Origin of the sequence: Bradyrhizobium rifense, assembly GCF_008123425.1 — a bacterium.
Classification (GTDB): Bacteria; Pseudomonadota; Alphaproteobacteria; order Rhizobiales; family Xanthobacteraceae; genus Bradyrhizobium; species Bradyrhizobium rifense.
Genome location: NZ_VSSS01000076.1, coordinates 50919 through 70412 on the forward strand (window position 1 = coordinate 50919; position 19494 = coordinate 70412).

Here is a 19494-nt window from a genome sequence, read left to right on the forward strand (position 1 = left end):
TGCAACAAGACGTGGGGAACCGGTGCAAGATTGCAAGGCGGATCAACATTTTTGCAGATACCTCCCCTGCGGCAACCTCCCTTGGTCGCGTCTTGGCAAGGCAGGGTTCAGGCGCCTAGATCAGGGAATAAGCATCGCTTCGGAAGGATCAGGCATGGCGGCACCGGTACGCGACAACAAGGACAGGAGCCGCTTCGAGCTCGGTGTCGAAAGCGAAATCGCCTTCGCCAATTACCGGCTGACGCCGTCGGCTGTCATCATCACCCACACCGAGACGCCGCGTGCGCTGCGGGGTCGCGGCATTGCCTCCGAGCTGATCAAGGGCGCGCTCGACCTGATCCGCCGCGACGGCAGGAAGGTGATCGCGGGCTGCGGTTTCGTCGTCGATTATCTCGACAGGCACCCTGAGGATGCGGATCTCGTCGCCTGAACGCAAAAGGGCCCACGAGATCGCGGGCCCTCTTTTAGTTGCTTGGCGTCGACCGATGCGCGTCGGTCAGTGCTTGATTTCCGGCGGCAGCTTGCCGCCATTGGCGGCGAGCTTGGACATCACCTGCTTGTGCAGCCAGACGTTCATGCTGGCGGAGTCGTTCGTGTCGCCGGTGTAGCCGAGCTCCTTGGCGAGATCCTTGCGCGCGGCCAGACTGGAATCGATGTCGAGCGCCTTCATGAGATCGACGATCGAGGTGCGCCATTCCAGCTTCTCCTTCTGGGCAGCCACCAGCTTGTCGACGATGGCCGCGACGTCCACGGTCTGCGCAGGTGCGGCAGACGGTGCCGCACCCGGCGCGGACGATGGCGCTGACGCGCTCGGCGCGGCGCCTGCCGGCGCGCTGCCCGCGGGTGCGCCGCCGGCGGGCGCAGCGGAAGCCGGATGGCTGCCGAAAATTGCGCCCATGATTTTCCCGAAAATGCTCATGTCTGCTCCCCGAAAAGGATCCCGTTGGAAGGCCCTGAGTGGGCACTTATAGACGAAGTTACGTCGTTGCGCCCGCGAAGTTCCGCGAACCACAAACAGCATGAGCTTATCTGCGGCGAAATGACGACCGAATGACATCATCGAGGTTGCACTGCGGCATCGAATCTCACCCAAGCGTGAGGGACAGGACTCGGAAAGAGGCGTACGCTTTTGGTTCAGTTCGCGATGCCATCCGGAATTCGCGTCTGGTTGGAATCGCGAAACTCAGAAAAAGCGGCCGCTCGCGCCGTTTGCCGGCGCCGGATTCGGCTGCATGGCAAGGGAGCAAGCGACGACCATGGCCACACTCTACCAGGGCAATGTCCCCACGGTGGCCCAGCCCGCAGATGCGGCTGGACCGGTGATCCGAACCATCCAACTGTCCGACCTGCACGACGCGCTCAAGCGCGGCTGGGAAGATTTCAAGGCGGTTCCGAGCCACGCCATCATCCTCTGCGTGATCTATCCGGTGCTCGGCCTGGTGATCGCGCGCGTCGCAATGGGCTATTCAGTGATACCGCTGCTATTTCCGCTGGCCGCGGGCTTCGCCCTGATCGGCCCGTTCGCGGCACTCGGCCTCTATGAGCTCTCGAGCCGTCGCGAGCGCTATGAAGAGGCCAGCGCCTGGGATGCCTTGGAGGTGCTGCGGTCGCCCTCCTTCGGCGCCATGCTCGGCCTCGGCACGCTGTTGCTCGCGCTGTTCGTAACATGGGTCGCGACCGCACAGGCAATCTATGTGGCGGCATTCGGCTATGAAGGCGTCACTGGAATCTCGGATTTCGTGACGCGCGTGCTGACGACATCGCAGGGCTGGTGGTTGATCGTGATCGGCTGCGGCACGGGCTTCCTGTTTGCGCTCGCCGCGCTCTGCATCAGCGCCGTCTCATTTCCGTTGATGCTCGACCGCCATGCCGGGGCTCTGGACGCGATGGTCACCTCGCTGCGCGTCGTCGCCAAAAACCCGGTGCCGATGGCGGCCTGGGGCCTGATCGTGGCAGTGCTGCTGGCGCTCGGAACGGTCCCCGCGTTCCTCGGGCTCGCCGTCGTCATCCCCCTGCTCGGCCACGCCACCTGGCATCTCTACCGCAAGGTCATCGTCTCCGAACCCGGTGCCCGGCCGGTGCCGCCTCCGCCGCAGCGTCCGCGCAAGCCGGCAGCCGATTTCCCCGCCAATCTCTTCCCGTGGCGGAATCGGGAATAGGACCGACGCCTGACGATCTTGCGCCTAACGATCTTGCGCCTGACGGTCTTGTGACAACCGATCCCGCCCCGGAGGCCCCGGGCGGGATCGGTTACTGTCATACGCCTTGCTTTGGCCGCGGTTACAACCGAGATTGCCGCCGCCGGTCATGCCACTTCACGGAATCAATTTACTCGAATGACCCTGACGATTTCTCGTCTCGCTCTCGCAGCCCTCGCCCTTTCAGCGTCAATCGTGTCCGCCGAGCCTACTCTGGCCGCGGTCGCCTGCGGTTCAGGCAATTTCGACGCCTGGCTCACCGACTTCAAAACCGAGGCCGCGGCCAAGGGCATTTCGCAACAGGCGATCGCCGCCGGGCTTGCCGGCGTTACGCTGGACCAAAGCGTGCTGAACCGTGACAAATCGCAAAAGGTCTTCACCCAGACCTTCGAAGAGTTTTCCGGTCGCATGGTGCCGCCGCGGATGACGCGCGGCTCCAACATGATGAAGCAATACGGCTCGGTGCTATCGCGCATCGAGCAGACCTACGGCGTGCCCGGCGAGGTGCTGGTCGCGATCTGGGGTCTCGAGACCGATTTCGGCGTCAACACCGGCAAGTTCGCGACGATCCGCTCGCTGGCGACGCTGGCCTATGATTGCCGGCGCGCCGAGCAGTTTCGCGGCGAATTGCTGGACGCGCTACGCATCGTCCAGCGCGGCGATCTCGCGCCGGCCGACATGAAGGGCGCCTGGGCCGGCGAGCTCGGCCAGACCCAGTTCATGCCATCATCCTGGATGAAATACGCCGTCGATTTCGACGGCAACGGCAAGCGTGACCTCTTGCACAACGCCCCCGACGTGCTGGCCTCCACCGCGAACTATCTAGCGGGCTATGGCTGGCAGAAGGGCAAGGATTGGCAGCCGGGCAGCCCGAACTTCGCGGTGCTCCAGCAATGGAACAAGAGCGAGGTCTATTCCAAGACGGTGGCCTATTTTGCCACCCAGCTCGCCCACGCCCCTTAAAGCACACGCCCAGACACAAAACGCGTAGGGCCGATCGCCTTGCGACCGGCCCTCTCTTGGGTTTGCGTTTACCTACCCGTTTACTTGCCCATGGTGGCTTGCATCGCCTTGTTCAGGTGCGCGCCGCACACACCCATTTTGCCATTGAGCAGCGCGTCCTGCGCAGCCGTGATCTCCTTCTCTGCAACGAACTTGCCGTCGCCGTCGGGCATGGCCTCGATCGCGGTCTCCGTCTTTTCCAGATTGGCCCCGCTGCAGCCGCCCATGCTGTGCTTGGCGGCCTGGGCCGGCGCGACGGCGAATGCGACGGCGGCAATTGCAATAACCCCGAGTAACTTCGTCATGATGTTACTTTCCTTCTCTTGTTCTTGGGACAGACCCAGCGACATTGCCGGAATCTGCAACATGACTTTGCTGCTGACGCGGCAACTTGCCGCAATAAATTCCCCGCGAGAATTGCGTGATGTTGCGCGCTGCGCAGAGCCGCATGCGAAATTTCTGATTTTCATTACAACTTTGTAATCCGGACCGCACGCACAGCGTGTGTGCACTGCATCAACGAGGGGGGCGGATAGCCTCAGCCGATCGGCGAGACGCGTCACGCAGATTCCCGTCCCGCCGAGGACCAGAGAATCGTCGCGGCGCCCTCGCATCGGATCGACAGGTCTCTCAACGATACTTTGAATAAATATTCATTTCTTTGAATCGCCGTTCATGCGATTCGCGCATGCGAGACTTGGGCCTACAAGCTGGCATATCGCCTTGCGGGTCACGGAAACGCAACTTATTTCCATCAGCATCGGAACCGCAGGATTTGCTACAAACCCGTGATTTCACGGACGTTTATTGCACCATGCGAGGATTTCCGCCTAGCAGTTGGGCGGGAGTGCCGACAGGTTAATCGTCTCTTACCGATGCCATGCGTTCTTCGCTTAGCTGCATCGCAACATCGGAACTTTCGCACTGCACCACTCTCACCTATATTCATTTCAACGATGACGCCCGGGCAAGGGCTGAATCGAACTACAGGAGACTACCAATGCTGCTCTCGCTCATCCGCATGATCCAGGCTTTCCGGGACTATCAGCGCAACGTTGCCGAGCTGTCCCAGCTCAGCGATCGCGAACTGGCTGACATCGGCCTCGATCGCTCGGACATCCCGCGCGTTGCCGCCGGTCAGTATCAGGGCTGATATCGTTCAGCCCTTTACCGGACGGACCGATAACGCCCGCCTCGTGCGGGCGCTGTCGTTTTCAGCGGCAGAAAACTCGATCTCTGCGATTCCACTGGACGCCGAAAAGCGCTACCTGTCCGCCCCATGACAGGACCCCTATCCAATATTGTGCACGTCATCGGCGCTGGCCTTGCCGGTTCCGAAGCCGCCTGGCAGGTGGCAAAATCAGGCGTGCCCGTGGTGCTGCACGAGATGCGGCCGGACCGCATGACCGAGGCGCACCGCACCGACGGGCTCGCCGAACTCGTCTGCTCCAATTCATTCCGCTCGGATGACGCCGCCAACAACGCCGTCGGCCTGCTGCACGCCGAGATGCGACGGCTCGGCTCGCTAATCATGCGCGCAGCCGATGCCAACCAGGTCCCCGCCGGCGGCGCGCTTGCGGTCGACCGCGACGGCTTCTCGGCCGCCGTCACCAAGGCGCTGAACGACCATCCCCTGATCGAGATCGCCCGCAGCGAGGTCAAAGGCCTGCCGCCGGCCGAGTGGAGCAACGTCATCGTCGCGACCGGCCCCCTCACCTCCGCGCCGCTAGCGGATGCCATCCGCGAGCTGACCGACGAGAACGCGCTCGCCTTCTTCGATGCGATCGCGCCGATCGTGCATCGCGAATCCATCGACATGTCGGTGGCCTGGTTCCAGTCGCGCTATGACAAGGTCGGTCCCGGCGGTACCGGCGCCGACTACATCAACTGCCCGATGACGAAGGAGCAGTATGACGGCTTCGTCGCCGCGCTGATCGCCGGCGAGAAGACCGAGTTCAAGGAATGGGAGACCAACACGCCCTACTTCGACGGTTGCCTGCCGATCGAAGTGATGGCGGAGCGTGGCCCCGAGACCTTGCGCCACGGCCCGATGAAGCCGGTCGGTCTCACCAATCCGCATGATCCCACGACGAAGGCGTACGCGATCGTGCAGCTGCGCCAGGACAACAAGCTGGGCACGCTCTACAACATCGTCGGCTTCCAAACGAAGCTCAAATACGGCGAGCAGCAGCGCATCTTCCGCACCATTCCCGGGCTGGAGAAGGCCGAGTTCGCCCGCCTCGGTGGCCTGCATCGCAACACCTTTCTCAACTCGCCGAAGCTGCTTGATGGCCAGTTGCGCCTGCGCGCGCAGCCGCGACTGCGTTTTGCAGGCCAGATGACGGGCTGCGAGGGCTACGTCGAGTCCGCAAGCGTCGGCCTGATCGCCGGTCTCTACGCGGCAGCTGATGCCCGCGGCGAGACGCTTGCGAGCCCGCCAGGCACGACGGCGCTCGGGTCCCTGCTCGGCCATATCACCGGCGGCCATATCGAGACAATCGAGCCGGGCACGCGATCGTTCCAGCCGATGAACATCAATTTCGGCCTGTTCCCGCCGCTCGCCACCGCGCCGACGAAGAAGCCCGATGGCACGCGGCTGCGCGGCAACGAGAAGACGGTGGCCAAGAAGCAGGCGATGAGCGCATTGGCGCTCGCCGATCTCGATCGCTGGATCGCCGATCATTTGCGCATTGCCGCAGCCGCGTGAGTTTTCGATGAATCTCCCGAAAGACGACGCCGCGGTGCTCTCGGCGCGCTGGACCGAGGGCGTGCTGCTCAAGCGCGACGTGTTCTCGACCGTCGAGCGCGGCCGCTTCCGCGCTGACAGTGGCGAGGTCGACGCGGTGCTGCGACGGCTCGATGAAGTGCCGTGGTGGTCGTTCCTGCTGGCCCGTCATCTGTTCGCGCGCGAGAAGCACGCGCTGGCGCTCGCCAAAGGCCTCAATGTCGGCCCTGAATTGCTCTGGGCCGGCCGCCGCGCGCTTGCGCGCGGCTTCGTCGACGGCGTCGCGCTGCATCTGGCAAAACCCCATGGCGATCTCGCCTATTTCCGTTCGGCCAAGGCGGCGCTGCGACGGCTGCGCCGCGCCGGCATCTGCCACAACGATCTCGCCAAGGAACAGAACTGGCTGGTCGGCCGCGATGGGCGCGCCTATGTGACGGACTTCCAGCTCGCGGCCTGCTTCAACCGCCGGGGCCGGCTCTATCGCGTCCTCGCCTATGAAGACCTCCGGCATCTGCTCAAGCACAAGCGCTCCTACGCGCCCGAGGCGCTGACGCCGCGCGAGCGAAAGATTCTCGCGAAGAAATCGTTCGCCGCGAGCCTGTGGCTTGCCACCGGAAAGAAGGTCTACCGCACGATCACCCGAGGCCTCTTCAACTTCACCGACCGCGAGGGCGGTGGCCGCCGTCTTGTCAACGACGCGCCGGTCTTGGCCGCGCTGATCCGCAAGAACCCCGCGGTGCGCGACACCGCCATCGTCGCCTTTGCCGACCGCCGCTCGGGCGTTGGGCTCTACGCCTTCGTCGAAGCGGATCAGGCCGCGCTCGAAGGCCAGCTCCGCAACGAGCTCACTGCCGCCAAGGGTCCGAAGCCGCCGGAACACATCCAGATCGTGCACGCGCTGCCGCGCGACAGCAGCGGCAAGCCGCGCACCGAAATCCTGCAACTGGTCGCGATGAACCAGCTCGACCTGATCGAGCCGATGATGAAGAACGACCAGGACCGCGCCTTCCTCAAGGACATCCTGGAGCAGCGCAAGAACCTGCGCGATCGCTTCAACTTCGAGGCGGACCTGCCCACCAGTTAGATCACGGGGGGCGCCGCGCCTTGAAGCGTCCACAATGCCGGTGGAGAAGCCGGGGGATCACACTGACTTGGGGAACGATGAATCGCTGGGGGACCATGAGGCGCCGCGCAGCCCTGCTGATCGCAGGTCTCGTGCTGCTGGTGGCGGCGCCCGTGATGGCCGCGGAATCCCCTTCCGAACAGATCTCCGGCTTCCGGCTGAAACATGGTGAGGGCCGCGTCGTACGCGACACAACCCTCGACCGCATTGCCATGGACCAGGCCCGTGCGATGGCAGCGAAGGACGATCTCAGCCACGACGCCCTCGGCCCGTTCAACAAGCGCGTCGCGCCATCGGGCGCGGGCCGCGCCGCCGAGAACATTGCCTATGGCTACGACAATTTCGAAAAGACGCTCGGCCAGTGGATCGACTCCTCCGGGCACCGCAAGAACCTGCTGCTGCACAACGCCTCCCGCGTCGGCATCGCCAGCGCGAAGACCGCCAGCGGCAAGCGCACCTATTGGGCCATGGTGATCGCCGGCGACTACGAGCCGAAGAAGGGCAAGGGCAAGAAGGACAGCGAGCCGCTGGTCGCCGTGAAACGCGAGGTCGCGCCCGCCGGCAAGCCCAAATCCAGCAACTGCCATATCAAGCTGCTCGGCCTCTGCATCTGAGCCGAAGCCTGGCTTCGCTCCTCGTGCCGCCCATCTTGCCCGCGTTCCTGGACGCGTCTAATTCATGCGCAGAGGTCGCAAGACGGGAGGTGTAGATGATCGACATCGAGCGAATACGGGCCGATACACCGGCCGCCTCCCGGCTCGCCTATCTCCACAATGCCGGCGCGGCGCTCATGCCGATGGCCGTCGTCACGGCGATGAAGCAGCATATCGATCTGGAGAGCGAGATCGGAGGCTATGCCGCCGCCGACCGCGAATCCGAGCGGCTTGATGCGGTCTACGGCTCGGTAGCGCGCCTGCTGAATGCCGCGCCGGACGAGATCGCGCTCATGGAGAACGCGACCGTTGCCTGGCAGATGGCGTTCTATGCGCTGCCGTTTCGCGCCGGCGACCGGATCCTGACCGCCGAGGCGGAATACGCCGCCAACTATGTCGCATTCCTGCAGGTCGCCAGGCGCACAGGCGCGGTCATCGATGTCGTGCCGAGCGATGCCACCGGCGAGCTCGACATCGAGGCGCTCGAACGCATGATCGATGACCGGGTGAAGCTGATCGCCATCACCTGGGTTCCGACCAATGGCGGGCTCGTCAATCCCGCCGCAGCCGTCGGCAAAATCGCGCGCGCACGCGGCATTCCCTATCTGCTCGATGCCTGCCAGGCGGTCGGCCAGATGCAGGTCGACGTTGAAGCGATCGGTTGCGATATGCTGTCGGCCACGGGGCGCAAATTCCTGCGCGGGCCGCGCGGTACCGGCTTTCTCTACGTCCGCAGGCCACTGCTGCAACAACTTGAGCCGCCGATGATCGACCATTTCGCGGCGCCCTGGGTCTCGCGGGACCACTATCAGCTCCGCGATGATGCCCGCCGGTTCGAGACCTGGGAGAACAATTACGCGGCCCGGCTCGGGCTCGGCGCCGCCGTCGATTACGCCCTGGCGATCGGCCTCGGCCCGATCGAGCAGCGCTGCCGCCTGCTGGCGGATCGTCTCCGCAACGGCCTCGGCGCTGTCAGCGGCATCACCATTCGCGACCTCGGCCGTGCGCCGGGCGCGATCGTCAGCTTCACGATGGAGGGGCGTGAGGCGGATGCTATCGTCCGCAGCGCCGCCGCGGCCGGCCTCACGATCGGCGCCTCGGATCCGTCGAGCACCCGCATCGACGCCGAAGTCCGCGCGCTGCCGGTGGTCGTGCGGGCGTCTCCGCATTACTACAATACGGAAGCCGAGATCGATCGGCTGATCGCCCACCTCGCAAGTCTGGCGGCGCGATAGCTCCGCTCAGGTGCAGCGCGCGCTCAGTCCGGATGCGCCGAGCTTGGCCATTACCTCGTCGAGATGCGCGCTGTCGCGGGTCTCGATGACGAGTTGCAGCAGCGTCGCCTTGGCCGGCAGGTCGGAGAAGGTCCGCTGGTGCGAGACCTCGATGATGTTGGCGCCGGCTTCGGCGAGCAGCGCCGCGACCGCAGCCAATTGGCCCGGCCTGTCAGGAATATCGAGCGAGAGCTGCGTCAGCCGCCCCTCGCGCGCCAGTTCGCGCGTGAGCACCGAGGCGATCAGCCTCGTGTCGATGTTGCCGCCGCTCAGGACCAGGCCAACCTTCTCACCAGCGAAGCGCGTGGGATCGGACATGATCGCCGCAAGGCCCGCGGCGCCGGCGCCCTCGACGACCGTCTTCTCGATCGAGATCAGGGTTGCGACTGCACGCTCGAGCTCGGCTTCGTTGACGAGCGCGATGTCGTCAACCAGGCGGCGGACGATTTCAGTGGTGATCTTGCCCGGCGATTTGACCGCGATGCCTTCGGCGAGCGTATCGCCGCGTGCCGGCAGATTGCCACCATGGACAGCATTGTACATCGAGGGATAGAGCCAGGCCTCGACGCCCAGGATGCGCAATGACGGCTTCAGCGATTTCGCGGCAATGGCGATGCCGCTGATCAGGCCGCCGCCGCCGATCGGAACGACCAGCGTGTCGAGCTCCGGGACCGCCTTGAGCATTTCCAGCCCGACCGTGCCTTGCCCTGCAATGACCAGCGGATCGTCGTAAGGATGGACGAAGATCATGCCGCGGGCCTCGCCGTGGCTTCGCGCGTACGCGGCCGCCTCCTCCAGCGTCGCGCCGGTGACAACCACCTCGGCACCATGATGTCTGGTGTTCTCGACCTTCACCATCGGCGTGCCCACCGGCATGACGATCGTGGCGGGAATGCCGAGCCGCTTGGCGTGATAGGCCACTCCCTGCGCGTGGTTGCCCGCCGACATGGCGACAACGCCGCGCGCGCGCTCCTCCGGCGTCAGCGCCGTGAGCCGGTTCAGCGCGCCACGCTCCTTGAACGAAGAGGTGAACTGGAGGTTCTCGAATTTGAGCCAGAGCTCGCAGCCGTAGATGTTGCTCAGCGTCCGGCTGTAGCTGCAGGGCGTCTCGACGACGGCACCGCGGATGGTCTCGGCAGCAGCTTGAATGTCGCCCGGTGCGACCGGAAGGCCGCTTAGATCGGGGATTGCGGTTTGGGACAATTCAGCCATGGGACAGCATAGAGCATTCGGCCGCCGCGGGCGATAAGCCAACCGCTATTTGGTAAATTCCCGGGATCGTGAAGCCCGCCACAGCGTCCAGAGCGCGCGCAACCGCGACACCGGCTGCGGCGCGAAGGGATTGCGCCCCGGCCGCGACAGGCGATCGAGATCGGCCCGCGCCTGGCTCAGCGGCAGGAATGCAGCCCGCGCCGGCGGCGCCACCTGCGCCAGCAGCGACGAGGCCGTCGCCAGATGTTGCCGGGCTTCGCCCATGAGCTGGTCCAGCACGGCATTCAGATGGGGCGTCTGCTTGCCGGCGAACACATCCTCGATGCCACAGCCATGGCCAGTCAGGAATTGCTGCGGCAGGAACAATTGTCGATGGGCCGAGTCCCGCGGCAGGTTCGCGATCACCTGCACGATGCCCTGCGCCAACCCGGCGTGCCGCGCGAGGTGCTCGCTCGCATCCGAAGCTTCGCCCATGATCCGCGCCGCGAGCGCGAACAGGGCCGAAGAGGTCGCCGCCAGATAGCCTTCAAGCGCCGTCATGGTCGGCATCGGATCGTTGTAGAGATCGAACTGATGCTCGTCGACGAGCAGCGACAAGGGCTCGACGGGCAGGTCAAAATCGCGGATCGCGCGCAACAGCTCGGCCGCCACCGGATTGCCCTCGGCGCTGCCGTGAACAAGGCCCGAGAACAGATCGGTCCACCATTGAAAGCGGATCTCGCCCGGCAAGGGCTGGCTCACCTGGTCGCGGACCCGGACGATCTCGACATTGAAGGCGTAGAGCGCAAGCAGCGCACGACGCTCGGCAGCGGGCGCGAACAGCGTCGCGGCATAGCGCGGAAAGTCATGGTTGCGCACGAGGTCGGCGCAGAATGTCACGGTGTCGGGCGGCGTCGCAGCGCTGCTCATGGCACGGCAATCAGCGCGGCAGCGACGCGGCGCCGTTCGCCGATCATGATGTTGTAGGTGCGCACGGCGGGGCCGGTCTGCATGGTGTCCAACACCACCCTCACCGCCTTCAGCGCCTGGCGCAGCTCCGGCGGCGGCAGCCAGACGCCGGTTCCAGTCCCGACCAGAAGCGTGTCGATGCTGTTGGCAGCCGCGAACACCCGATCCAGCGAATAGCGGTCGATCCTGGTGGGATCGGTCACGTCCCAGGCCCAGATCGCGTCAGGCAGGCACAGCAGCGAGCCCCTATGCGACATGCCGGCGAAGGCAAAACCGCCCTTGCCATAGGCCTCGATCGGCGCCGAGCGCGGGAAATGGGGAGCGTTGGGATCGCCGGCCATGAGCTTCATCCGAATGAGCTGACTGCCCTCGCAAACTCATGCGAGGGCCTGCGGTTCGGATCACGCCTTGCTTTTCTTCGCCGGCGGAGCCTCTTCTTTCGCATCTTCGCGATGCTCGCCGACGCCGAGATAGATCAGGATCGGCGCTGCGATGAAGATCGAGGTGTAGGTGCCGACCAGCACGACGCCGAACATCATCACGGCCGTGAAGCTGTGGATGGCATGACCGCCGAACAGCAGCAGCGCCAGCAACGCCAGGGTCACGGTGAAGTGGGTGATGATCGAGCGCGACAGCGTCGAGTTGATGGACTCGTTCAGCAGCTGCGGCATCGGCATCTTCTTGTAGCGCCGCAGCATTTCCCGGATGCGGTCATAGATGACGACGGTGTCGTTGAGCGAATAGCCCAAAATGGTCAGAAGCGCCGCGATGCTGGTCAGGTCGAAGTCGACCTGGCTGATCGACATGAAGCCGATGGTCAGCACGATGTCGTGCACGTTGGCGATCATGGCGCCGAGCGCGAACTGCCATTCGAACCGGAACCAGAGATAGATCAGGATCGAGACGATCGCGAGCATCAGGCCGAGCATGCCGAAGGCCAGCAACTCGCCGGAGACGCGCGGGCCGACCACTTCGACACGGCGATACTCGAAGGCATCGCCGAGCGCCGTGCGGACCTTCTGCACGGCTTCCTGCTGCGCAGCATCGCCACCCGGCTGCTCCGCGACACGGATCAGGACGTCGGCGGGACCGCCGATTTGCTGGATCTGGACTTCGCCCAGGCGCAGCCCATCCAGTGTCGTGCGCATCGCCGCGATGTCGGCGGTGCCGGACTTGGCCCGCACCTCCAGCAGCGTGCCGCCGCGGAAGTCGATGCCGAAATTCAGGCCGTGGGTGAAGAACAGCGTGATGGCGACGATCGACAGCGCCGCCGAGATCGGGAAGCTGATGCGACGGAAGCGCGTGAAGTCGAAATGCGTATCGTCAGGGACAATGCGCAGCGACGGCAGCCAGCCGAACACCGAGACGACGGTGAGGACAGCAATCAGGATGCCGAGCCCGATGAGAACAATGTGAGTCACGGTCAGGCTCCTAGATCGGCACGCTCTGCGGCCGCTTCCACCGCACCCACCCGGCCACGATCAGCCGGGTCAGCGTGAAGGCGGTGAACACCGTGGTGATGATGCCGATGCCGAGCGTCACGGCGAAGCCGCGCACCGGACCGGTACCGATATAGAACAGCACCGCGGCGGCAATGAAGGTCGTGATGTTGGAATCGAGGATGGTCGCAAGCGCCCGCTTGAAACCGGCGTCGATCGCCGAGATCGCGTTGCGGCCGCCGCGCAGCTCCTCGCGGATGCGCTCGTAGATCAGCACGTTGCTATCGACCGCGATGCCGACGGTGAGCACGATGCCGGCGATGCCGGGCAGCGTCAGCGTGGCATTGAGCAGCGACAGCAGGCCGAAGATCATGGCGACGTTAATCGCCACCGCGATGTTGGCGAACACGCCGAACAACCGGTAGGTCAGCAGCATGAACACGATGACCATGATCGAGCCGACATAGGCCGCAAGCTCGCCCTTCTCGATCGAGTCCTGGCCGAGGCCCGGACCGACGGTGCGCTCTTCGACCACCGTGAGCGGCGCCGGCAGCGCGCCGGCACGCATCAGGATCGCGAGATCGTTGGCGGACTGGACCGTGAAACTGCCAGAAATCTGCCCCTGGCCGCCCGTAATGGGCTCGCGGATCACTGGTGCCGAGATCACCTCATTGTCGAGCACGATCGCAAACGGCAGACCCACGTTTTCCTGCGTAGCCTGCGAGAATTTGCGGGCCCCGGTGGAATTGAAGCGGAAGGAGACGATTGGCTCGTTGGTACGCTGGTCAAACCCGGTCTGCGCATCGTTGAGCTCGGCGCCCGAGACGAGCACCTGCTTCTTGACGACGTAAGGCACCTTCGGCGAGCTCTGGCTCATCAGCAGCTCGGAATCCGGCGGCAATCCGCCCCGCTGCGCCTGGTCCGGCGGCACCGAGGTGTCGACCATCCGGAATTCCATCTTCGCGGTCTTGCCGAGCAGTTCCTTCAGATGCGTCGGATCCTGAAGGCCGGGAACCTGCACCAGGATACGGTCGTTGCCCTGGCGCTGGATCACCGGCTCGACGGTGCCGAGCTCGTTGACGCGGCGCTCGACGATCTGGATCGACTGCTCGATGGTCTTGCGCATGCGCTCGACCATCGCAGGCTGCGATAGCGCCAGACGGATCAACCCGCCGCCGGCATCGGATATGTCGAGGTCGCGCTGGGTACCCGACCCGAGCAGGCCGCCGATCGGCTGCGACAGGTCACGCAGCTTGGTCAGCGCTGCCTGGAGATCGGTATCCTTGACCCGGACCTCGACGGTATCGCCGCGGGTCACGAGGCCGGTATAGCCGATCTTGGCCTCGCGCAGCGAGCGACGGACGTCGTCGCGGACCTGGTCGAGCTTTTCCTTCTTGACGTAGTTGGCATCGACCTCGAGCAGCAGATAGGAGCCGCCCTGAAGGTCGAGGCCGAGCACGAGCCGGCGCTGCGCCCAGGCGGGCCAGGTCTTCACCTGCGCCTCGGGGAAGAAGTTCGGGACCGCGCAGAGGCACACGATCAGCGCCGTCAGGATAATCCCGAGCGCCCTCCACCGCGTGAAATACAACATCGACTGGACCTGTCAGATCAGGAGATTTGAGATGCTCGCGGAAGCGCTTACTTCGCCGCGGCGTCGTCCTTGGCGCTTTCCTTCGCGCTGTCCTTGGCCGGCTCGCCCTTGGCGCGCACGCCTGAGATCATCGACCGCATCTGGCGCACGCGCACGCCGTCAGAAATCTCGAACTCGATCTGGTCGTCATCGACCACCTTGGTGACCTTGCCGACCAGGCCGCCCGAGGTCACGACGGTGTCGCCGCGGCGGATGTTCTTCACGAGCTCGGCGTGGTCCTTCACCTTCTTCTGCTGCGGGCGCAGAATCAGGAAGTACATGATCACGAAGATCAGGGCGAACGGCAGCAGCGACATCAACATGCTGTTGGTGTCACCGGCGCCCGCGGCCTGGGCATACGCAGGGGTAATGAACATTCGGACGATCCTCGTGGAAACAGGGGAAGCCGGTCAGGCCTTGACGGCGACCGGTTCGGTCAAATTCGCGCGGACTATAGCGGCCATTGCCCCAATTGCAACGCTGCCAGACCGTCGATTTGGCCACCTTGCGGCGGGCCGTCAGGCCCGATAAAGGCTGCATTCTCAGGAACTTCGGACATGCCCAAAAAACCAAGCAAAAGCCCGGCCGGCAAAGGCCCCCGTACCGCTGCCACGAAGCCCGCCCAGGTCGCGGCAAAACGCCCCAAGGCGGTCTCAAAGGCGGCTCCAGAGGCAGCCTCGAAGGCCTCCCAGGACCTTTCCCAGGAGCGCATCATCCGCGCGCTGGAGACCATTGCGGCCCACCTCGCCGCCCAGGGCAAGCCGGCCGTCGAGCGCGAATCGTTCAAACAGGCGGACGCCTATGTCTGGCACCCCGACGGCCGCCTTGCTGCGGTGCCGCGGGTCAGCCGCGTCGAGCTGTTCCTGCTCAAGGGCGTCGATCGGATGCGCGACATCCTGATGGAGAACACCGAGCGGTTTGCCAACGGCCTGCCCGCCAACAACGCCCTGCTCTGGGGCGCGCGCGGTATGGGCAAATCGTCGCTGGTGAAAGCGGCCCACTCCAGCATCAACGCCGACCGCAAACCCGCCGACAAGCTGAAGCTGATCGAGATCCACCGCGAAGACATCGAGAGCCTGCCAGCGCTGATGGAGCAACTACGCGCCTCGTCCTTCCGCTTCATCGTGTTCTGCGACGACCTCTCCTTCGACGGCAATGATGCGTCCTACAAGTCGCTCAAGGCTGTGCTCGAAGGCGGCATCGAGGGCCGGCCCGAGAACGTCATCCTCTACGCCACCTCCAACCGCCGACATCTGCTCGCGCGCGAGATGATCGAGAACGAGCGCTCGACCGCGATCAATCCCGGCGAAGCGGTCGAGGAAAAGGTCTCGCTGTCGGATCGCTTCGGCCTGTGGCTCGGCTTCCACCGCTGCAGCCAGGACGAATATCTCGCCATGGTGCGCGGCTATTGCAGCCATTTCGACATCAAGGTCGACGATGAGGCGCTGGAGCGCGAGGCGCTGGAATGGTCGACGACGCGCGGCTCGCGCTCAGGCCGTGTCGCCTGGCAGTTCGTGCAGGAACTGGCGGGACGGCTCGGCGTGAAGCTGGCGGCCAAGTAGCACTTTCTTCGAAAACAAGATCGCCCGCTCCAGTGCGCAATTGCGCACAGGGCGGGCGATCAATGGGCTCGTCTTGATGTGGCTGGGAGGCGCTCGAGGCCTCACGCCCCGTTCAAAAACTGAAGCGGGTCAACCGGGCTCGATCCCTTGCGGATCTCGAAGTGGAGCTGCGGCGACGCCACCTCCCCGGATTGACCCGACTTGGCAATGACCTGACCGCGCTTGATGGGATCGCCGCGCTTCACCAACAGCTCACTCGCATGGGCATATGCGGTGACGTAGCCGTTGGAGTGCCGAACCAGGACCAGATTGCCGTAACCTTTCAGCTCGTTGCCGGAATAGGCGACGACGCCGTCTTCCGCCGCCTTGACCGGCGTCCCCTCGGGCACCGCGACGTTGATGCCGTCATTGGACTTGCCGTTGGTCTTGGCGCCGTAGCTCGTGATCACCTTGCCGCGCACCGGCCAGCGGAAGGTCGGCAGCGAGCTGGTGGTCTCCGCCGCTTTCGCCGGCGTCGTCTCGGCGGGCTTCTCTTCGATATTGGTGGTGGCCTGAGCCAGGCGCGCGCTCTGCGCAGGCTGGGCAACAGCGGCCATCTTGGTGGTCGGAGCGGGAGCGGCCGCGACCGGCTGCAGTGCAGCCGCCACGGGGGCCGCAGCGACAGGTGCCGGAGCAAGCGGAGCGGCAACCGCTGCGGTCTTGGCGCCCGGCACGGTCAGCTTGGTGCCGAGTTTGAGCTTGGCCGACGGTTCGAGACCATTGGCGCGGGCGAGCTCGGCCGCGGAGATATGGTTCTTGCGCGCGATGCTGGCGAGCGTGTCGCCGTGATTGACGAAGTGAAGGCTAGACGGCGCGGCAACAGCCGCCACCGGCTTCGGCGCCATCGCCGGAGCAGCAGCAACTGGAGCCATGAGCGGCGCAGGAGCAGCAGCCGTTGCACCCGGATGCGGGATGACCAGCTGCTGGCCGGGCGAGAGCGCGCGCGGACCCTTGTAGCCGTTGGCGGCCATGATCGCCTGCGGGCTCACATGATAGCGCTTGGCGAGCACGTCGAGCGTGTCGCTGGTGCCGACGATGATCTTGGTCCCGCCGACCGGCTGGGCGGCAGCGACCGAGCGCGGCGGCACGGTGCCGGTCGCTTCAAGACGCGGCTGAGCCGGCGGCGTGTAGGAGCCGAGCCCGCGGCCACCTCCGGAAACTCCCCCACCCGCTGCAACCGGGTAGGATTGCGGTGCGGCGACCGCCGGCGGCGGTAAGGCCTGGGACTGATAATAGCCGGACTGGGTCTGCGGCCGCGCATATTGCGGCAGCTCACGCTGCGGCGGCGGGGCCTGCTGGACCGAACCGGTCTGTTCAGACGAAAAGGGATTGGAGAAGTTCGACTGGGACAGCCGCGACTGCGTGTCGGCACTGCACCCTGCGAAACTGATGGAAATCAGCGCCAGCACCGCGACCTGCGGTACGCGGCGCGAGTAAAGCAACTCGGCGACTACAGACATGGTTACTCACTCGTACGCAACAAAACTGGTCTTTTAAGTAAACACGCGCCGAGTAAATAACGGCTTAACCCTCCCAATAAGACGTTGGCAGCGCAGCTAATCCGGAGTTCTACAGCTCCCGCGCCACGCCGGGCAGTGCCGGCACGAAGCGGACCTCGACGAGTTCCCTGCGCTCGATCCCGGCCTCGGTCCGGCTCAGGCGGGTCAACGTCTGCACGCCCTGATGCGGGCCGACCGGCGCAATCAGGATGCCCCCGACCTCGAGCCGCTCGACCAGGTTCTCCGGAATTTGCTCCACCGCGGCCGTGACGATGATGCGGTCGAACGGGCCGATGTTGGGTGGCAGATTGAGCCCGTCGCCGAGCATCACCTCGACATTGTGATAGTCGAGCTTTTCAAGCCTGGCGCGCGCGGCGTCCGCAAGCTTGCGGTAGCGCTCGACCGTCAGCACCTCGCGCGTCAGCCGCGACAGCACGGCGGCCTGATAGCCGGAGCCGGCGCCGATCTCGAGCACGCGGTGGCTCTTCTGAAGCTGAAGCTGCTCGGTCATGTAGGCGACGACGAAGGGCTGGCTGATGGTCTGCCCGCAGGCGATCGGCAGCGCGCTGTCACGGTAGGCGGCGTCGCGATCGGAGGCCTCGACGAAGAGATCGCGCGGCACCTCTTCCATTGTCCGCAGCACCGTCTGATCGCTGATGCCGCGACGCCTCAGCGCGAGCTGAAACATCATCTTTTCCGGCGGGGGCTGATTGGAGGTCATCGCTGCTTATATCGTCTCGTCAGAGGGCCGGATCGCCGCACGCCTCGCTCGGGCCCGGGCAAGAATCCTGTTCCTGCTCAGGAACCTATGATAGCGTTTTGCTGCGGTATTTGACCATAGATCGGCTTGCAGCGGGCCAACAGCAAACGCCATTTTCGGGCATCCGTTGGCCGAAACGCGCATTGCGTCGATTCGTGTAATCTGCGAACGTTTTCCGGAGATGGGCAAGGACTCAACGACAATGACCGCGACCGGGCTTTCGGGCCGCTCTGTATTCCTCGTCGAAGACGAGGTCATGATCAGAATGATGGTCGCGGATATGTTGGAGGAGCTCGGCTACAAGGTCGCGGCTGAAGCGGGCGATATCAACGAGGCCCTGCGGCTGGTCCAGGCCACCGAGTTCGACATCGCCATCCTCGACGTCAACGTCAACGGCAAGGTCATCTCGCCGGTTGCCGATCTCATCAGGGAAAAGGGCTGCCCGTTCATCTTTGCCACCGGCTACGGCTCGTCGGGCCTGCCCGAGCAATATCGCGATCGGCCGGCGCTGCAGAAGCCGTTCCAGCTCGACGCGCTCGGCAAGACCATCGAAGCCGCGCTTCGCGGCGGCTAGCCGTTATTTCAGCGTGGCGCTCAGCTCTTCGGAAAACGCTTCATTGGTGCGATCGAGCCGCAGCGGCGTGACCGAGACATAGCGCTCGCGCAGCGCCGCGAGATCGGTACCTTCGGCCGGCGTGTCCAGCATTGCGGCACGTTCGAAGCCGATCCAGAAATAGGGATTGTTGCGGCCGTCCCTGCGCTCATCGATCCTGAGGAAACCGAGATTGCGCTTGCCCTGCCGCGTGACGCGAATGCCGAGCACGTCCTCCGGCGCGCAGGACGGGAAGTTGACGTTGATGACGGTGTCCTTCGGAATGCCGGCCTTGATCACCTTGCGCAGGATGTCGGGACCGAATTTGCGCGCGGTGTCCCACAGCGGCCGCTCGCGCGTCTCAATGCTGAACTCCTGCGACAGCGCGAATGACGGAATCCCTAAGATGGTGCCTTCGAGCGCGCCGGCGATGGTGCCGGAATAGACGACGTCCTCGGCAACGTTGCGGCCCTTGTTGACGCCGGAAAGCACGAGATCGGGTGGCTTCGTGCCCAGGATATGGCGTGCGCCCATGATGACGCAGTCGGTCGGCGTGCCCCGCACCGCAAAGTGCCGAGGCCCGACTTCGCGCAGGCGCAGCGGATCGTTCAGCGACAGCGAATGCGACACGCCGGACTGATCGAGCTCGGGCGCCACCACCCAGACGTCGTCGGACAGCGCGCGTGCGATCTCCTCCACGACCTTGAGGCCGGGAGCGTGGATGCCGTCGTCATTGGTGCAGAGAATGCGCATGCCGGTGGTCGATTCCTGAGCTGGGGTCAGGCCGTCTTATCCGGCTATGGCGGATCAGGCAAACCGGCCGAAGGCGGGAATTCGG

General features: G+C 64.7%; 21 protein-coding genes. 10 read left to right on the forward strand and 11 right to left on the reverse strand.

The features are described from left to right. Positions 1–154 precede the first annotated feature (154 nt). Positions 155–430: a GNAT family N-acetyltransferase gene (locus FXB40_RS40835; RefSeq protein ID WP_148777926.1), complete on the forward strand. Its 276-nt coding sequence runs from the start codon at positions 155–157 to the stop codon at positions 428–430. A gap of 66 nt (positions 431–496) precedes the next feature. On the opposite strand, the gene FXB40_RS40840 is transcribed toward FXB40_RS40835, so the two are convergent. Beyond that, positions 497–919, reverse strand: a complete 423-nt coding sequence (locus tag FXB40_RS40840; RefSeq protein WP_148777927.1) for a DUF3597 domain-containing protein — start codon at positions 917–919, stop codon at positions 497–499. Between the two features lie 337 nt (positions 920–1256). Between FXB40_RS40840 and FXB40_RS40845 the strand changes: the two genes are divergently transcribed. Next, complete coding sequence (locus FXB40_RS40845; RefSeq protein ID WP_187437489.1) at positions 1257–2159, forward strand: DUF2189 domain-containing protein; 903 nt, start codon at positions 1257–1259, stop codon at positions 2157–2159. Positions 2160–2336: 177 nt separating this feature from the next. Continuing rightward, entirely contained in the window at positions 2337–3161 is an 825-nt protein-coding gene (locus tag FXB40_RS40850; protein WP_148777929.1) for a lytic murein transglycosylase, read from the forward strand. Between the two features lie 80 nt (positions 3162–3241). On the opposite strand, the gene FXB40_RS40855 is transcribed toward FXB40_RS40850, so the two are convergent. Continuing rightward, positions 3242–3568: a hypothetical protein gene (locus FXB40_RS40855; protein ID WP_187437486.1), complete on the reverse strand. Its 327-nt coding sequence runs from the start codon at positions 3566–3568 to the stop codon at positions 3242–3244. A gap of 632 nt (positions 3569–4200) precedes the next feature. On the opposite strand from FXB40_RS40855, the gene FXB40_RS40860 reads away from it, so the two are divergent. The 5 genes from FXB40_RS40860 to FXB40_RS40880 all read left to right on the forward strand — a co-directional run bounded on the left by FXB40_RS40860 (position 4201) and on the right by FXB40_RS40880 (position 8936). Then, a complete protein-coding gene (locus tag FXB40_RS40860) occupies positions 4201–4353 on the forward strand; it encodes a DUF1127 domain-containing protein (protein WP_007590701.1) in 153 nt (50 codons plus the stop codon). A gap of 126 nt (positions 4354–4479) precedes the next feature. Next, the gene (gene trmFO, locus FXB40_RS40865) at positions 4480–5907 is read left to right on the forward strand and encodes a methylenetetrahydrofolate--tRNA-(uracil(54)-C(5))-methyltransferase (FADH(2)-oxidizing) TrmFO (protein ID WP_148777931.1); all 1428 of its coding nucleotides are present in this window, start codon (positions 4480–4482) and stop codon (positions 5905–5907) included. Positions 5908–5914: 7 nt separating this feature from the next. Next, positions 5915–7009, forward strand: coding sequence for an AMP-binding enzyme (locus tag FXB40_RS40870; protein ID WP_187437487.1), 1095 nt, complete (start codon positions 5915–5917; stop codon positions 7007–7009). 95 nt (positions 7010–7104) lie between these two features. Then, a complete protein-coding gene (locus FXB40_RS40875) occupies positions 7105–7662 on the forward strand; it encodes a CAP domain-containing protein (RefSeq protein ID WP_246208264.1) in 558 nt (185 codons plus the stop codon). Between the two features lie 95 nt (positions 7663–7757). Continuing rightward, positions 7758–8936, forward strand: coding sequence for an aminotransferase class V-fold PLP-dependent enzyme (locus FXB40_RS40880; RefSeq protein WP_148777934.1), 1179 nt, complete (start codon positions 7758–7760; stop codon positions 8934–8936). Between the two features lie 6 nt (positions 8937–8942). On the opposite strand, the gene FXB40_RS40885 is transcribed toward FXB40_RS40880, so the two are convergent. Genes FXB40_RS40885 through yajC form a run of 6 tightly spaced genes read right to left on the reverse strand, consistent with a single transcriptional unit; the run spans position 8943 to position 14581 of the window. Further along, positions 8943–10187: a threonine ammonia-lyase gene (locus FXB40_RS40885; RefSeq protein ID WP_148777935.1), complete on the reverse strand. Its 1245-nt coding sequence runs from the start codon at positions 10185–10187 to the stop codon at positions 8943–8945. 45 nt (positions 10188–10232) lie between these two features. Beyond that, complete coding sequence (locus FXB40_RS40890) at positions 10233–11096, reverse strand: phytoene/squalene synthase family protein (RefSeq protein ID WP_148777936.1); 864 nt, start codon at positions 11094–11096, stop codon at positions 10233–10235. Beyond that, a complete protein-coding gene (locus FXB40_RS40895) occupies positions 11093–11476 on the reverse strand; it encodes an Mth938-like domain-containing protein (protein ID WP_148777937.1) in 384 nt (127 codons plus the stop codon). Before FXB40_RS40895 ends, FXB40_RS40890 begins: the two co-directional genes overlap by 4 nt. 60 nt (positions 11477–11536) lie before the next feature. After that, positions 11537–12556 (reverse strand): protein translocase subunit SecF, encoded by a 1020-nt coding sequence (gene secF, locus FXB40_RS40900; RefSeq protein WP_148777938.1) that lies wholly within the window; start codon positions 12554–12556, stop codon positions 11537–11539. 10 nt (positions 12557–12566) lie between these two features. Continuing rightward, positions 12567–14165, reverse strand: coding sequence for a protein translocase subunit SecD (gene secD, locus FXB40_RS40905; RefSeq protein ID WP_148777939.1), 1599 nt, complete (start codon positions 14163–14165; stop codon positions 12567–12569). Positions 14166–14212: 47 nt separating this feature from the next. Beyond that, a complete protein-coding gene (gene yajC, locus FXB40_RS40910; RefSeq protein WP_148753779.1) occupies positions 14213–14581 on the reverse strand; it encodes a preprotein translocase subunit YajC in 369 nt (122 codons plus the stop codon). A gap of 180 nt (positions 14582–14761) precedes the next feature. Between yajC and FXB40_RS40915 the strand changes: the two genes are divergently transcribed. Next, positions 14762–15766, forward strand: a complete 1005-nt coding sequence (locus FXB40_RS40915) for an ATP-binding protein (RefSeq protein WP_148777940.1) — start codon at positions 14762–14764, stop codon at positions 15764–15766. 101 nt (positions 15767–15867) lie between these two features. Here the strand turns inward: FXB40_RS40915 and FXB40_RS40920 are convergent, their stop codons facing one another. Together FXB40_RS40920 and FXB40_RS40925 are read right to left on the reverse strand one after the other, a co-directional pair. Further along, on the reverse strand, positions 15868–17265 hold the full coding sequence (locus FXB40_RS40920) for a LysM peptidoglycan-binding domain-containing M23 family metallopeptidase (protein WP_148777941.1): 1398 nt from the start codon (positions 17263–17265) through the stop codon (positions 15868–15870). Between the two features lie 109 nt (positions 17266–17374). Then, on the reverse strand, positions 17375–18025 hold the full coding sequence (locus tag FXB40_RS40925; protein WP_148777942.1) for a protein-L-isoaspartate(D-aspartate) O-methyltransferase: 651 nt from the start codon (positions 18023–18025) through the stop codon (positions 17375–17377). Between the two features lie 241 nt (positions 18026–18266). On the opposite strand from FXB40_RS40925, the gene FXB40_RS40930 reads away from it, so the two are divergent. Next, positions 18267–18638, forward strand: coding sequence for a response regulator (locus FXB40_RS40930; RefSeq protein ID WP_148777943.1), 372 nt, complete (start codon positions 18267–18269; stop codon positions 18636–18638). A gap of 3 nt (positions 18639–18641) precedes the next feature. On the opposite strand, the gene surE is transcribed toward FXB40_RS40930, so the two are convergent. Continuing rightward, positions 18642–19409 (reverse strand): 5'/3'-nucleotidase SurE, encoded by a 768-nt coding sequence (gene surE / locus FXB40_RS40935; RefSeq protein WP_148777944.1) that lies wholly within the window; start codon positions 19407–19409, stop codon positions 18642–18644. Positions 19410–19494 lie beyond the last annotated feature (85 nt).

Coding starts and splice junctions, on each gene's coding strand:
- FXB40_RS40835 (WP_148777926.1), top strand. CDS start 155: ATGGCGGCACCGGTACGCGACAACAAGGACAGGAGCCGCTTCGAGCTC.
- FXB40_RS40840 (WP_148777927.1), bottom strand. CDS start 919: ATGAGCATTTTCGGGAAAATCATGGGCGCAATTTTCGGCAGCCATCCG.
- FXB40_RS40845 (WP_187437489.1), top strand. CDS start 1,257: ATGGCCACACTCTACCAGGGCAATGTCCCCACGGTGGCCCAGCCCGCA.
- FXB40_RS40850 (WP_148777929.1), top strand. CDS start 2,337: ATGACCCTGACGATTTCTCGTCTCGCTCTCGCAGCCCTCGCCCTTTCA.
- FXB40_RS40855 (WP_187437486.1), bottom strand. CDS start 3,568: ATGTTGCAGATTCCGGCAATGTCGCTGGGTCTGTCCCAAGAACAAGAG.
- FXB40_RS40860 (WP_007590701.1), top strand. CDS start 4,201: ATGCTGCTCTCGCTCATCCGCATGATCCAGGCTTTCCGGGACTATCAG.
- trmFO (WP_148777931.1), top strand. CDS start 4,480: ATGACAGGACCCCTATCCAATATTGTGCACGTCATCGGCGCTGGCCTT.
- FXB40_RS40870 (WP_187437487.1), top strand. CDS start 5,915: ATGAATCTCCCGAAAGACGACGCCGCGGTGCTCTCGGCGCGCTGGACC.
- FXB40_RS40875 (WP_246208264.1), top strand. CDS start 7,105: ATGAGGCGCCGCGCAGCCCTGCTGATCGCAGGTCTCGTGCTGCTGGTG.
- FXB40_RS40880 (WP_148777934.1), top strand. CDS start 7,758: ATGATCGACATCGAGCGAATACGGGCCGATACACCGGCCGCCTCCCGG.
- FXB40_RS40885 (WP_148777935.1), bottom strand. CDS start 10,187: ATGGCTGAATTGTCCCAAACCGCAATCCCCGATCTAAGCGGCCTTCCG.
- FXB40_RS40890 (WP_148777936.1), bottom strand. CDS start 11,096: ATGAGCAGCGCTGCGACGCCGCCCGACACCGTGACATTCTGCGCCGAC.
- FXB40_RS40895 (WP_148777937.1), bottom strand. CDS start 11,476: ATGGCCGGCGATCCCAACGCTCCCCATTTCCCGCGCTCGGCGCCGATC.
- secD (WP_148777939.1), bottom strand. CDS start 14,165: ATGTTGTATTTCACGCGGTGGAGGGCGCTCGGGATTATCCTGACGGCG.
- yajC (WP_148753779.1), bottom strand. CDS start 14,581: ATGTTCATTACCCCTGCGTATGCCCAGGCCGCGGGCGCCGGTGACACC.
- FXB40_RS40915 (WP_148777940.1), top strand. CDS start 14,762: ATGCCCAAAAAACCAAGCAAAAGCCCGGCCGGCAAAGGCCCCCGTACC.
- FXB40_RS40920 (WP_148777941.1), bottom strand. CDS start 17,265: ATGTCTGTAGTCGCCGAGTTGCTTTACTCGCGCCGCGTACCGCAGGTC.
- FXB40_RS40925 (WP_148777942.1), bottom strand. CDS start 18,025: ATGACCTCCAATCAGCCCCCGCCGGAAAAGATGATGTTTCAGCTCGCG.
- FXB40_RS40930 (WP_148777943.1), top strand. CDS start 18,267: ATGACCGCGACCGGGCTTTCGGGCCGCTCTGTATTCCTCGTCGAAGAC.
- surE (WP_148777944.1), bottom strand. CDS start 19,409: ATGCGCATTCTCTGCACCAATGACGACGGCATCCACGCTCCCGGCCTC.